This is a genomic window from Rhodopseudomonas palustris HaA2, assembly GCF_000013365.1.
Classification (GTDB): Bacteria; Pseudomonadota; Alphaproteobacteria; order Rhizobiales; family Xanthobacteraceae; genus Rhodopseudomonas; species Rhodopseudomonas palustris_J.
In genome coordinates this window covers 4,747,308-4,759,998 of record NC_007778.1, presented here as the reverse complement: position 1 = coordinate 4,759,998, position 12,691 = coordinate 4,747,308, and the positions used below count along the sequence as shown (strand labels likewise).

General features: G+C 67.0%; 11 protein-coding genes. 9 read left to right on the top strand and 2 right to left on the bottom strand.

Annotated features, from left to right (window positions below):
* Nucleotides 1–68: 68 nt before the first annotated feature.
* Nucleotides 69–1,037 (top strand): bifunctional riboflavin kinase/FAD synthetase, encoded by a 969-nt coding sequence (locus RPB_RS21080; protein ID WP_011443062.1) that lies wholly within the window; start codon nucleotides 69–71, stop codon nucleotides 1,035–1,037.
* Nucleotides 1,034–1,594 carry a sugar O-acetyltransferase gene (locus tag RPB_RS21075; protein WP_011443061.1) on the top strand — a complete coding sequence of 187 codons (561 nt, stop codon included), beginning with the start codon at nucleotides 1,034–1,036 and terminating at the stop codon, nucleotides 1,592–1,594. Before RPB_RS21080 ends, RPB_RS21075 begins: the two co-directional genes overlap by 4 nt.
* 11 nt (nucleotides 1,595–1,605) lie before the next feature.
* On the opposite strand, the gene RPB_RS21070 is transcribed toward RPB_RS21075, so the two are convergent.
* Both RPB_RS21070 and RPB_RS21065 read right to left on the bottom strand, forming a co-directional pair.
* Nucleotides 1,606–2,052: an RES family NAD+ phosphorylase gene (locus tag RPB_RS21070; RefSeq protein ID WP_011443060.1), complete on the bottom strand. Its 447-nt coding sequence runs from the start codon at nucleotides 2,050–2,052 to the stop codon at nucleotides 1,606–1,608.
* A gap of 9 nt (nucleotides 2,053–2,061) precedes the next feature.
* A complete protein-coding gene (locus tag RPB_RS21065; protein ID WP_011443059.1) occupies nucleotides 2,062–2,391 on the bottom strand; it encodes an MbcA/ParS/Xre antitoxin family protein in 330 nt (109 codons plus the stop codon).
* 157 nt (nucleotides 2,392–2,548) lie between these two features.
* On the opposite strand from RPB_RS21065, the gene ileS reads away from it, so the two are divergent.
* The 7 genes from ileS (at nucleotide 2,549) to mutL (ending at nucleotide 12,658) form a co-directional block, all read left to right on the top strand.
* Nucleotides 2,549–5,713, top strand: coding sequence for an isoleucine--tRNA ligase (ileS, locus tag RPB_RS21060; protein ID WP_011443058.1), 3,165 nt, complete (start codon nucleotides 2,549–2,551; stop codon nucleotides 5,711–5,713).
* Nucleotides 5,714–5,849: 136 nt separating this feature from the next.
* Nucleotides 5,850–6,347 carry a signal peptidase II gene (gene lspA, locus RPB_RS21055; RefSeq protein WP_011443057.1) on the top strand — a complete coding sequence of 166 codons (498 nt, stop codon included), beginning with the start codon at nucleotides 5,850–5,852 and terminating at the stop codon, nucleotides 6,345–6,347.
* 90 nt (nucleotides 6,348–6,437) lie between these two features.
* The gene (locus tag RPB_RS21050) at nucleotides 6,438–7,163 is read left to right on the top strand and encodes a hypothetical protein (protein WP_011443056.1); all 726 of its coding nucleotides are present in this window, start codon (nucleotides 6,438–6,440) and stop codon (nucleotides 7,161–7,163) included.
* A gap of 131 nt (nucleotides 7,164–7,294) precedes the next feature.
* Nucleotides 7,295–8,680, top strand: a complete 1,386-nt coding sequence (locus RPB_RS21045) for a M16 family metallopeptidase (protein ID WP_041798392.1) — start codon at nucleotides 7,295–7,297, stop codon at nucleotides 8,678–8,680.
* A gap of 2 nt (nucleotides 8,681–8,682) precedes the next feature.
* Complete coding sequence (locus tag RPB_RS21040; protein WP_041798391.1) at nucleotides 8,683–10,065, top strand: M16 family metallopeptidase; 1,383 nt, start codon at nucleotides 8,683–8,685, stop codon at nucleotides 10,063–10,065.
* A 137-nt stretch (nucleotides 10,066–10,202) separates the two neighbouring features.
* Nucleotides 10,203–10,622, top strand: coding sequence for an alternative ribosome rescue aminoacyl-tRNA hydrolase ArfB (gene arfB / locus RPB_RS21035; RefSeq protein WP_011443053.1), 420 nt, complete (start codon nucleotides 10,203–10,205; stop codon nucleotides 10,620–10,622).
* Nucleotides 10,623–10,864: 242 nt separating this feature from the next.
* Nucleotides 10,865–12,658, top strand: a complete 1,794-nt coding sequence (gene mutL, locus RPB_RS21030; protein WP_011443052.1) for a DNA mismatch repair endonuclease MutL — start codon at nucleotides 10,865–10,867, stop codon at nucleotides 12,656–12,658.
* The last annotated feature ends 33 nt before the right edge of the window (nucleotides 12,659–12,691 follow it).

The window sequence follows — 12,691 nt, the reverse complement described above, 5'->3', positions numbered from 1 at the left end:
GTCTTGACTTCACGCGCAGCTCCGCGTCACGGTCATGCTCCCACCTTGAAGAAACGAACGAATCCGACATGACTGGCTTTGCCGTGATCCGCGACGACACCCCTGCGTCCGCCATCCCCAGGGGGGCGGTGGTGGCGATGGGCAATTTCGACGGCGTGCATCTCGGCCATCGGGCCGTGATCGGCGCCTGCCTCGACATGGCGCGGGTCCGCCGCGCCCCGGCGCTGGCGGTGACGTTCGAGCCGCATCCGCGCAAATTCTTCAGCCCCGATACGCCGCAATTCCGGCTCACCGACGAACCCGCCAAGCTGCGGCTCTTGGCCGGCGCCGGGCTCGACGGCGCCGTGGTGCTGCGCTTCGACGCCGCCCGCGCCGCCACCACGGCACACGACTTCATCCACCATGAGCTGATCGGCCGGCTCGGCGTCCAGGGCATCGCGGTCGGCTACGATTTCCATTTCGGCAAGGGCCGCGGCGGCTCACCGGCGATGCTGGTCGGCGAGGCGCCGGCGCTCGGCATCGAGGTCGACGTCCAGCCGCATATCGATTTCGGCGATCATCCGGTGTCGTCCAGCGCGATCCGCAAGGCGCTGGAAGACAGCCACATCGCCGCCGCCACGCAGATGCTGGGCGCGCCGTGGTTCGTCACCGGCGAGGTGATCCATGGCGAGAAGCGCGGTCGCGATCTCGGCTATCCCACCGCCAATATCCGGCTCGATCCGCAATGCGGCCTCAAGCACGGCATCTATGCGGTGCGGGTCGGCCGCGGCGGCAAACACTATGACGCGGTGGCGAATTTCGGCCGCCGCCCGACCTTCGACAACGGCGCGCCGCTGTTGGAGATCTTCCTGTTCGATTTCAACGAGCAGCTCTATGGCGAGACGCTCGACGTCGCCTTCATCGCCTTCATCCGCGACGAGGAGAAGTTCGAGAGCATCGAGGCGCTGGTCCGGCAGATGGACGACGACAGCGCCCGCGCCCGCGCCGCGCTCGCCGCCGACCATGGCGCATTTCCGAAACTCGGGACGATCGGGTGACCCGGACCGAGAAGGAGAAGATGCTGGCGGGCGAGCTGTACCGCCCCGGCAGCCCCGAGCTCGCCGCCGACGAGGCCGTCAACAAGGCCTGGATCGTGCGCTACAACGCCGCCGGCGCGCTGCCGGCGGTCGAGCGGCATGCGCTTCTGTCGGAGCATTTCGGCCATGTCGGCAAGGGCGCCGTCGTCCGCCCGCCGTTCTTCTGCGACTGCGGCTACAACATCCGGCTCGGCGACGGCGTGTTTCTGAATTTCAACTGCGTCATCCTCGACATCATGCCGGTGTCGATCGGCGACCGCACCCAGATCGGCCCGGCGGTGCAGATCTACGCCGCCGACCACCCCCGCGACGCTGCCACCCGCCGCGACGGCCTCGAATTCGGTCGGCCGGTGACGATCGGCGCCGACGTCTGGATCGGCGGCGGTTCGATCATCCTGCCGGGCATAACGATCGGCGACGGCGCCGTGATCGGCGCCGGCAGCGTCGTCACCCGCGACGTCGCCCCGGGGGCGACAGTGGGTGGCAACCCGGCCAGGCCGCTCGGGCGGCGGGACTGAGAAGGCTGGGGTCAGGTCGCCAACAGGCGGGGATCGAACGGCGCCTTGATGATCTCCGCCACGGTGACGGCAGATGCGTCGTGATGCGCAGGGTTGAGCAGATAGTTTCGCGCATGGGGGACGATGACCGACGGCACGCGCAGCAAGGCGCTGGTGTCGCGATCGAGCCATCGGTCTCCGATCTGGCGGGTCAGGCCGATCCGTGTCCGCCACGCCGAAGGTAGAGTACCCTCGTCGACGGTCTCGACGGCGATCGCGTCGGGGACGGCTATTCGCAACAATTGAAAGCTGGACGGTAGCAGGTCGCGGTCCAAATGGACCAGCATTTCCAGAAGGGCGGCAGCCGGGTGATCCGCCAGATAGACGATCCGGCGGCCCTGCGAGTGCCAACGTCCGTTCGCTCGGAGGCCGCCGATGCCTGAAAGATCAGCGTAATTGGAAATTCGCCAGAGCTCCATCGGCGGCGCTCAAGCGAAGATCCCATGGTCGATCTGTTCGAGTGTCTCGCGAACGACCGCGGCTCCGAGGTCATCGTGCAGAAGGTCGGCGGGGCGTTGCCCGCTCAGTGATGTGTTAGGCCTGTTGAGCCAGCCTTCTGCTCTTGCGGGATCGCCGAAAACCCGCTCGGCCAGGGCGCGAATATCGAGTTGTCGAACGAAACCGGCGGGCGATTCAGGCAGGCCGGGGATTCCCATGCCCATCGCCTTTCGGACGAGGGCGTCGAGTCCCGCGCTATCGCCTTCACGACGAAGCTGTTTCAGCTCTTCGTACATCTCGGCCAGCGGCTTGGTGGTCATGAAATCCCTCCACGCCTCAATAGATTAGTCTTTTGGCGTGGTTCTGCAACCGGCGCCTTGCGCGGCGACCCTCGATCGGCCCAAGCCGGTGAAGATTTAGCCCTCCGCCGGTTCGATCGGGTTTCCCCGGCCGGCCAAAACCGCTATTCACGCCGCCATGACCGAAAAGCCCGCGAAATCCGACGCCGCCCAGAGCGGTACCGACTATTCCAAGACCCTGTACCTGCCGCAGACGGAGTTTCCGATGCGCGCCGGGCTGCCGGCCCGCGAGCCGGAATTGCTCAAGCGCTGGGAGGAGATCGACCTCTACGGCAAGTTGCGCGAGAGCGCGCGCGGCCGTGCCAAATTCGTGCTACACGACGGCCCGCCTTACGCCAACGGCAACATCCATATCGGCCATGCGCTGAACAAGATCCTCAAGGACGTCGTCACCAAGAGCCAGCAGATGCTCGGGTTCGACTCCAACTACGTGCCGGGCTGGGACTGCCACGGCCTGCCGATCGAATGGAAGATCGAGGAGGAGAATTACCGCTCCAAGGGCAAGCCGAAGCCGAACTTCAAGGATTCGACCGCGATGGTCGCGTTCCGCAAGGAATGCCGCGCCTACGCGCAGAAGTGGCTCGACGTGCAGCGCGCGGAATTCAAGCGCCTCGGCATCGTCGGCGACTGGGATCATCCCTACGCCACGATGGACTACTTCGCCGAGGCCCAGATCGCCCGCGAACTGATGAAATTCGCCGCCAACGGCACACTGTATCGCGGCTCCAAGCCGGTGATGTGGAGCGTGGTGGAGAAGACCGCGCTGGCCGAGGCTGAGGTCGAGTACGAGGACCACACCAGCGATACGGTGTGGGTGAAGTTTTCGGTAGTCGCGACAGGTAGGCCAGCTGAACGTTACTCTCGGCTTTCTCCCAATATGACTAGCGACGGAGAGGGGGGGCTCACTGCTAAGCGCGGAGGTCAAGAGGCTGAATCGATCAAGAAGTCCATCGGCGAGAGCCTCGGTGCTTGGGATAACCTTACTGAGCGCCTTGAGACTGGTGAAGGCTTCTCGGTTGTCATCTGGACAACCACGCCGTGGACGCTGCCGGGCAACCGCGCAATCAGCTTCTCGTCCAAAATCGGCTATGGCCTGTACAAGGTCACCGATGCGCCGGCTGACAACTGGGCTAAGACGGGCGACCTGCTTGTCCTCGCCGATGCCTTAGCCGAAAGCGTCTTCAAGCAGTCGCGCGTGGTCGCTTTCGAGAAGGTAGCGGCCGTGCCTGCCGACGTTCTTGAGGCGATGCAATGTGCACATCCGCTACGCGGCCTCGCCGGCGGCTATGAGTTCACTGTCCCGCTGCTCGACGGCGACCACGTCACCGACGACACTGGCACCGGCTTCGTTCACACCGCGCCGGGCCATGGCCGCGAGGATTTCGATATCTGGATGCACAATGCCCGGGCACTCGAAGCGCGCGGCATCGCCTCGACGATTCCCTACACCGTCGACGAGAACGGCGCGCTGACCGATCACGCGCCCGGCTTCACCGGCAAGCGGGTGATCAACGACAAGGGCGAGAAGGGCGACGCCAACGAGGCGGTGATCCAGGCCCTGATCGCGCGCGGCATGCTGCTGGCGCGCGGCAAGCTCAAGCATCAATATCCGCATTCGTGGCGCTCGAAGAAGCCGGTGATCTTCCGCAACACGCCGCAATGGTTCATCGCGATGGACAAGGACATCGCGGATAGCGGCGACGCGAAGCAAGGCGATACGCTGCGCGCCCGCGCGCTGCAGGCGATCTCGGTCACGCAGTGGGTGCCGCCCGCCGGGCAGAACCGCATCACCGGCATGATTTCAGGCCGGCCCGACTGGGTGATCTCGCGGCAGCGCGCCTGGGGCGTGCCGATTGCGGTGTTCGTGCGCGAGACCGGCGACGGCTCTGCCGAGATCCTGGTCGACGACGCCGTCAATGCCCGCATCGCCGAGGCGTTCGAGGCCGAAGGCGCCGACGCCTGGTACGAGGAGGGCGCCCGCGAGCGCTTTCTGGGCTCCCGCGCCAACGAGGAGTGGCAGAAGGTCGACGACATCTGCGACGTCTGGTTCGACTCCGGCTCCACCCACGCCTTCGTGCTGGAAGATCCGGTGCACTTCCCCGGCCTCGCCGGCATCCGCCGCAAGGTCGACGGCGGCGCCGACACCGTGATGTATCTCGAAGGCTCCGACCAGCATCGTGGCTGGTTTCATTCGTCGCTGCTGGAGAGTTGCGGCACCCGCGGCCGCGCGCCCTACGATGTCGTGCTGACGCACGGCTTCACGCTCGACGAGCAGGGCCGCAAGATGTCGAAATCGCTCGGCAACACCACCGATCCGGCCAAGGTGATCGCGTCGTCGGGCGCCGACATCCTGCGGCTGTGGGTGTGCGCCACCGACTATGCCGACGACCAGCGCATCGGCCCCGAGATCCTCAAGAACGTGGTCGAGACCTATCGCAAGCTGCGCAATTCGATCCGCTGGATGCTCGGCACGCTGCATCACTACAAGCGCGACGAGGCGGTGGCGTTCGCCGACATGCCGGAGCTGGAGCGGCTGATGCTGCATCAGCTCGCCGAGCAGAGCGCCATCGTGCGCGCCGCCTATGCGGAGTTCGACTACAAGACCGTGGTCGCCTCGCTCGCCGCCTTCATGAACACCGAATTGTCGGCATTCTATTTCGACATCCGCAAGGACACGCTGTATTGCGATCCGCCGTCGTCGCTGGCCCGCAAGGCGGCGCTGACGGCGATCGACATCATCTGCGACGCGATCCTGAAATGGCTGGCGCCGGTCTTGTCCTTCACCACCGACGAAGCCTGGAGCCTTTATCGGCCGGGCGCTGAGCCGAGCGTGCATCTGACGCTGTTCCCGCTCGACCTCGGCACCTATCGCAACGACGAACTGGCGAAGAAGTGGGAGACCATCCGCAGCGTCCGCCGCGTCGTCACCGGCGCGCTGGAGCTGGAGCGCGCCGCCAAGCGGATCGGCTCGTCGCTGGAAGCCTCGCCGGTGATCTACCTCGCCGACCGGCCGCTGCTGGCGACGGTGTTCGACACCGACCTCGCCGAGATCTGCATCACCTCGAACTACGAGATCCGCGAAGGCGACGCGCCGGAGGGTGCGTTCCGGTTGGACAACGTCACCGGCGTCGCGGTGGTGGTCGAGCGCGCGCAGGGCACCAAATGCGCCCGCTCCTGGAAGATCCTGTCCTCCGTCGGCAGCGACCCCGACTATCCCGACGTCTCCCCCCGCGACGCCAAGGCGCTGCGCGAGTGGAAGGCGTTGGGCGTGGCGGCGTCTTGAGCGCGATGCGGTCCACCTCACGTCCGTCATGGCCGGGCTCGTCCCCGCCATCCACGGCCGCGGGCACGGTGCTCGTTTCGTGGATGCCCGGGTCAAGCCCGGGCATGACGGTGGTGTGCGTGGAGAGCGTGTGCTCATGACCTCGCCCGTCCGCCTCGGTATCCTCGCCGCGATCATCGCGCTGGTGCTCGATCAGGCCTCGAAGCTGTGGCTGCTCTACGTGTTCGATCTCGGCCGCAAGGGCCTGGTCAGCGTGACGCCGTTCTTCGATCTGGTGCTCGCCTGGAACACCGGCATCTCCTACGGCTGGTTTTCGGACCAGGGGCCGGTCGGGCAGGCGATCATGCTGGCCTTCAAGGCGGTGGCGATCGTGGCGCTGGCGATCTGGATGGCGCGCTCGACCACGAAGGTTGCGACCATCGGTCTCGGCCTGATCATCGGCGGCGCGATCGGCAACGCGATCGATCGGCTGGCCTATGGCGCGGTGGTCGATTTCGCCCTGTTCCACGCCGCAATCGCCGGAAAAACCTATAGCTGGTATGTGTTTAACCTTGCCGATACGGCGATCGTTGTCGGGGTGGCGTTGTTGCTGTATGACTCCTTCTTCGGGGCACCCGCCGCAAAAGCGCCCTGATCCCGGCCGATACGGGCAGCGCGGCGAGGGCCGGCCGGGGTTCGTTTGCGGCCGGCGGCCAATCCACAGGACGTGAACAGGATCAACGCCATGCGCCAGATCGCCACCACCTTCTGGATGCTGCAGAAGTCGCCCACGACGATGCTGCGCGCCACCCGTCTGGCTGCGGTCGCGCTCGGGATCGGTCTGGTGATGACCGGCGGCATGGCGCGCGCCGAAGACGGCGACAACGAAGAACTGACCTTCGAAGAGAAGATCATCAAGGGGCTGATGGGCGGCATCGGCGCCACCAATATGGAAAATTCCGGCATCAACTATCGCGAGCGCTCGCCGCTGGTGGTGCCGCGCCAACTCGATCTGCCGCCGCCGGAAGTCGTCGCCAAGGACGTCAACGCGCCGCCGAACTGGCCGAAGGATCCGGATGTCCAGGCGCGCAAGGAAGCCCGCTCCGCCGCCCGCCAGAGCAAGCCGACGCCGATGGAAGCGGCCCGGCAATTGACGCCGTCGGAACTGAATGCCGTCCGTGCCGATGCCGGCAAGGGGACGAACAACGATCCGGTGACGCCCGGCACCCAGCAGAACAACCCGATCCTGAGCCCGTCGCAACTCGGCTTTACCGGCAGCTTCAGCAGCCTGTTCGGCGGCAACAAAACGGAAACTGCGCCGTTCACCGGCGAGCCGACCCGCGAGACGCTGACGCAGCCGCCGGCCGGCTACCAGACTCCGTCGCCGAACTTCGCCTACGGCACCGGCCCGAAAGAGGCGCTCGGCAACAAGCGGATCGACATCATGTCGGGCAAAGAAGTCAGCAATTGATCCGGGGCCGGTTCGCCCGCCCCCCTGCCGGATTGCTTCGATCTTCCGCCGAGCCGCGCCTTCGAACGGCGCGCCTGTAATGCCTGATGCCGGCCCGATCCGATCTCTCCTACCGGGATGATTGCCTCGACATGACCGTATCCGCCTCTCGTCCACGCGCCGCGCTCGCCATCCTCGCGACGGCGCTGATGCTCGCAGGCCCGGCCGCCGCCCAAACCGCCCCCGCCAATCCACCCGCGACCTTCACGCTCGCCAACGGCCTCGACGTTGTGGTGATTCCGGATCGTCGCACCCCGGTGGTGACGCAGATGATCTGGTACAAGGTCGGCTCCGCCGACGAGACGCCGGGCAAATCCGGACTCGCGCATTTTCTCGAACATCTGATGTTCAAGGGCACAGCCAAGCATCCGGCCGGCGAGTTCTCGCAGACCGTGCTGAAGGTCGGCGGCAACGAGAACGCGTTCACCTCGCTCGACTACACCGGCTACTATCAGCGCGTGCCGCGCGATCAACTCGACAAGATGATGGCGTTCGAGGCCGACCGCATGACCGGCCTGGTGCTGAAGGACGAGAACGTGCTGCCGGAGCGCGACGTCGTGCTCGAGGAATACAACATGCGCGTCGCCAATAATCCCGACGCGCGGCTGACCGAACAGATCATGGCGGCGCTGTATCTCAATCACCCCTATGGCCGCCCTGTGATCGGCTGGCTGCAGGAGATCCAGAAGCTCGACCGCGAGGACGCGCTGGCGTTCTATCGCCGCTTCTACGCGCCCAACAACGCCACGCTGGTGATCGCCGGCGACGTCGATGCCGAGGCGATCCGGCCGGCGATCGAGCGCACCTACGGCGCGGTGCCGGCGCAGCCGGCGATTGCGCCGCAGCGGGTGCGGCCGCAGGAGCCGGCGCCGGCCGGGCCGCGCACCGTGACGCTGGCCGATCCGCGGGTCGAGCAGCCGAGCGTGCGGCGCTATTATCTGGTGCCGTCGGCCCACACCGCGGCGAAGGGCGACAGCCCCGCGCTCGAAGTGCTGGCGCAATTGCTCGGCGGCGGCAGCAACTCCTATCTCTATCGCGCGCTGGTGATCGACCGGCCGCTCGCGATCAATGTCGGCGCCAACTATCAGGGCACCGCGCTCGACGACACCCACTTCATCGTCGCGGCGACACCGAAGCCGGGCGTCGAATTCTCCGAGATCGAGAAGGCGATCGACAATGTGATCGCCGACATCGTGCGCAATCCTGTTCGGTCCGAGGATCTCGAGCGGGTGAAGACGCAGCTGATCGCCCAGTCGATCTACGCGCAGGACAACCAGACCACGCTGGCGCGCTGGTACGGCGCGGCGCTGACCGCCGGTCTCACCGTGCAGGACATCCAGAGCTGGCCGCAGCGGATCCGCGCCGTCACCTCGGATCAGGTCCGCGCCGTGGCGCAGCAATTCCTCGACCGCAACCGCTCGGTGACCGGCTATCTGGTCAAGGGCACGCTGCCAAAGCCCGAGGAGAAACGCTCGTGACCATGGCCGTCCCCTCGCTCAAACGCCTGGTGCTCGCAGGCGCCATTGCCCTCGCTGCCGCGCTGCCGGCGACGCCCGGCTTCGCCGCGGCGAAGATCCAGAATCTGGTGACGCCCGGCGGCATCCAGGCCTGGTTCGTGCAGGACGCCACCGTGCCGCTGATTTCGATGGAGTATTCCTTCGGCGGCGGCGCCAGTCAGGACCCGGCCGACAAGCCCGGCGTCGGCCATATGGTCGCCAATCTGCTCGACGAAGGCTCGGGCGACATGGATTCGGCGACGTTCCACGAACGGCTCGACCGCCGCGCCATCGAACTGTCCTTTGCCGTCACCCGCGACACTTTCCGCGGTTCGCTGCGGATGCTGACGGAAAACCGCGACGAAGCCTTCGGCTTGCTGCGCAGCTCGCTCACCGCGCCGCGGTTCGAGGCCAAGGACGTCGAGCGGATCCGCGCGCAACTGATCTCGACGCTGCGCCGCCAGTCGCTCGACCCGAACACCATGGCGACCCGCAAGTTTCTCGAAGTCGCGTTCGGCGATCATCCCTATGGCCGGCCCTCGACCGGCACGCTGGAGAGCCTGCCGAAAGTCACCATCGACGACATGAAGGCCTACACCGGCCGCGTGCTGGCGAAGGACACGCTGAAGATCGCCGTGGTCGGCGACGTCGATGCCGCGACGCTGGCGAAACTGCTCGACGACACCTTCGGCAACCTGCCGGCCAAGGCGCAGCTCACGCCGGTGGCCGACATCGTCGCCACCAAGCCGCCACAGCGCAGCTTCGTGCCGCTCGACGTGCCGCAGACCGTGGTGATGTTCGGCGGCCCCGGCCTCAAGCGACACGACCCGGATTTCATGGCCGGCTATGTGGTCAACCACATTCTCGGCGGTGGCTCGCTGTCGTCCCGGCTGTATCGCGAGGTCCGCGAGAAGCGCGGTCTGGCTTATTCGATCTACGTCTCGATGCTGTGGATGCAGCATTCGGCGCTGTTCACCGGCGCCACCGGCACCCGCGCCGACCGCGCGACGCAGTCCATCGAGGCGATCGACACCGAGATCAAGCGCATCGCCGACGAGGGCCCGACCCAGCAGGAGCTCGACGAGGCGAAATCGTATCTCAATGGCTCGCAGATGCTGTCGCTCGACACCTCGGCGAAGCTCGCCCAGGCGCTGCTGCAATATCAGAACGACGGGCTGCCGATCGACTACATCGACAAGCGCAGCGACGTGATCAACGCGGTGACGCTCGACGACGCCAGGCGTGCCGCGAAGCGGCTGTGGTCGGGCGGCCTGCTGACCGTCGTCGTCGGCCGCACCCCGCAGGCCGCCGCCGGTCCCGCCGCAGTCAAACCCGCCGGCACCCCGCCGCCGCCGCGGGCGAACTGACCAGCGGCACCGTCATCCTGAGGAGCGCGCCGATTGGCGCGCGTCTCGAAGGATGTGCTACAGAGCCGGTCATCCTTCGAGGCTCGCTGCGCTCGCACCTCAGGATGACGTTTTCCCTGTGGCCGAGCGGGTGCCCCATGCTGCGGATCAGCCGCAATCTTGCGATCGACGACGACGACATCGAGATCAGCTTCGTGCGCGCGTCCGGCCCCGGCGGCCAGAACGTCAACAAGCTGTCGACCGCCGCCCAGCTCCGCTTCGACACGACCAAAATCGCGCTGCCGGAGGACGCCGCGCTGCGGCTGATCAATCTGGCCGGCCAGCGCATGACCAAGGAGGGCGTCATCGTCATCCACGCCCAGCGCTTCCGCACCCAGGAGCGCAACAAGGCGGATGCGATCGACCGGCTGCTCGAATTGCTCCGCGCCGCGATGGTGCGGCCGATCCCGCGCCGCGCGACCCGCCCGACGCTCGGCTCCAAGAAGCGCCGCCTCGAAGGCAAGAAGCACCGCGGCGACATCAAAGCCGGCCGCAGCGGCAAGAGCTTCGACGATTGATGCGCTCGGCTCGGCCATCCCACTTGGGCTCCGTCATCCTGAGGTGCGAGCGAAGCGAGCCTCGAAGGATGGGCCGCAAGGGCCTCGCCCGTTGCCGCATCCTTCGAGGCTCGCCGAAGGCGGCGCGCTCCTCAGGATGACGGCGGTTCCGTTGCGGAAGGCGGGGATGGAATGCTGGGCAACGCCTGCTTTTCCAGCCTTGGTCGCCTAGTATCGTTGCCTCCGATCAACCGAGTCGCCTTATGCCCGTCCGCCAGCTTCCCGAAACCATCGTCAACCGCATCGCCGCCGGCGAGGTGGTGGAGCGGCCGGCGAGCGTGGTGAAGGAGCTGGTCGAAAACGCGATCGATGCCGGCGCCAGCCGCATCGACATCTTCTCGGATGGCGGCGGCCGGCGAAAGATCGTGATCGCCGACGACGGCAGCGGGATGACGCGGGCCGATCTCGCGCTCGCGGTCGATCGCCACGCCACCTCCAAGCTCGACGACGAGGACCTCTTACAGATCCGCACGCTCGGCTTTCGCGGCGAGGCGCTGCCCTCGATCGGCGCGGTGGCGCGGCTGACGATCACCACGCGCCATGCCGGCGAGCCGCATGCCTGGACGCTCGGCGTCGAGGGCGGTGACAAATCGCCGATTGCTCCCGCGGCGCTGTCGCAAGGCACCCGGGTCGAGGTCGCTGATCTGTTCTTCGCCACCCCGGCGCGGCTGAAGTTTCTCAAGACCGATCGCACCGAGGCCGAGGCGATCCGCGACGTGGTGCGGCGGCTGGCGATGGCGCGGCCGGACATCGCCTTCACGCTGGCCGGCGAAGAGCGCGCACCGGTGACCTGGGCGGCGGCGCTGCCCGGCGCGCCGGGGCAATTGATCCGGCTCGGCGACATTCTCGGCGCGGACTTTCGCGCCAATGCCATCGAGGTCCGCTCGGAACGCGAAGGCGTCGCGGTCGAGGGCTTCGCCGCGTCGCCGGCGCTGACCCGCGCCAATGCGCTCGGGCAATATCTGTTCGTCAACGGCCGGCCGGTGCGCGACAAGCTGATCCTCGGCGCTGTGCGCGCGGCCTATTCGGATTACTTGCCGCGCGATCGCCATCCGGTGGTGGCGCTGTTCGTCACGCTGGAGTCGCGCGAGGTCGACGCCAATGTGCATCCGGCCAAGACCGAGGTGCGCTTCCGCAATGCCGGCCTGGTGCGTGCGCTGATCGTCCACGCGCTGAAAGAAGGGCTGGCGCGCGAGGGCCGCCGCACCGCCGCCAACAGCGCCGGCAGCGTGATCTCGACCTTCCGTCCCGCCTCGATGCCGGCTGCGAATTGGGACTGGCGTGCCTCGCCGTCTTATCCGGTCGGCGGCTCCGCGATCGATGCGCCGTCTTTTGCCGAGCGCCCGCAGGCCGCGTTCGATGTCGGCGGGCCGAGCGCCGACATCCGCACGCACGAGGTCGCGCCGGATCTGCTCGACCGCCCGCTCGGCGCGGCGCGGACGCAGATCCACGAGACCTACATCGTGTCGCAGACCCGCGACGGGCTGATCGTTGTGGACCAGCACGCCGCCCACGAGCGCATCGTCTACGAGCGCTTGAAGGCGTCGCTCGCCGCCAACGGCGTGCAGCGCCAGATCCTGCTGATCCCGGATATCGTTGAGATGGACGAGGCGACCGTCGAACGCCTGGTGGCGCGCGCCGACGAGCTGGCGCAATTCGGCCTCGTCGTCGAGAGCTTTGGCCCCGGCGCGGTCGCGGTGCGCGAGACGCCGTCGCTGCTCGGCAAGACCGATGCGGCGTCGCTGCTGCGCGATCTCGCCGAGCATATGGCCGAATGGGACGAGGCGCTGCCGCTGGAGCGCCGCCTGATGCACGTCGCCGCGACGATGGCCTGCCACGGCTCGGTGCGGGCCGGGCGCGTGCTCAAGCCCGAAGAGATGAACGCGCTGCTGCGCGAAATGGAAGCGACGCCGAATTCCGGCCAATGCAATCACGGCCGCCCGACCTATGTCGAACTGACGTTGACCGATATCGAGAAGCTGTTCGGGCGAAGGTAGTTGGTAGCGGAGCGCTGGGGCCTCCGTTCGCTC

What these genes read in the sequence shown, in the direction of transcription:
- RPB_RS21080 (WP_011443062.1), top strand. Translation starts at nt 69, where the DNA reads ATGACTGGCTTTGCCGTGATCCGCGACGACACCCCTGCGTCCGCCATC.
- RPB_RS21070 (WP_011443060.1), bottom strand. Translation starts at nt 2,052, where the DNA reads ATGGAGCTCTGGCGAATTTCCAATTACGCTGATCTTTCAGGCATCGGC.
- RPB_RS21065 (WP_011443059.1), bottom strand. Translation starts at nt 2,391, where the DNA reads ATGACCACCAAGCCGCTGGCCGAGATGTACGAAGAGCTGAAACAGCTT.
- ileS (WP_011443058.1), top strand. Translation starts at nt 2,549, where the DNA reads ATGACCGAAAAGCCCGCGAAATCCGACGCCGCCCAGAGCGGTACCGAC.
- lspA (WP_011443057.1), top strand. Translation starts at nt 5,850, where the DNA reads ATGACCTCGCCCGTCCGCCTCGGTATCCTCGCCGCGATCATCGCGCTG.
- RPB_RS21050 (WP_011443056.1), top strand. Translation starts at nt 6,438, where the DNA reads ATGCGCCAGATCGCCACCACCTTCTGGATGCTGCAGAAGTCGCCCACG.
- RPB_RS21045 (WP_041798392.1), top strand. Translation starts at nt 7,295, where the DNA reads ATGACCGTATCCGCCTCTCGTCCACGCGCCGCGCTCGCCATCCTCGCG.
- RPB_RS21040 (WP_041798391.1), top strand. Translation starts at nt 8,683, where the DNA reads ATGGCCGTCCCCTCGCTCAAACGCCTGGTGCTCGCAGGCGCCATTGCC.
- arfB (WP_011443053.1), top strand. Translation starts at nt 10,203, where the DNA reads ATGCTGCGGATCAGCCGCAATCTTGCGATCGACGACGACGACATCGAG.
- mutL (WP_011443052.1), top strand. Translation starts at nt 10,865, where the DNA reads ATGCCCGTCCGCCAGCTTCCCGAAACCATCGTCAACCGCATCGCCGCC.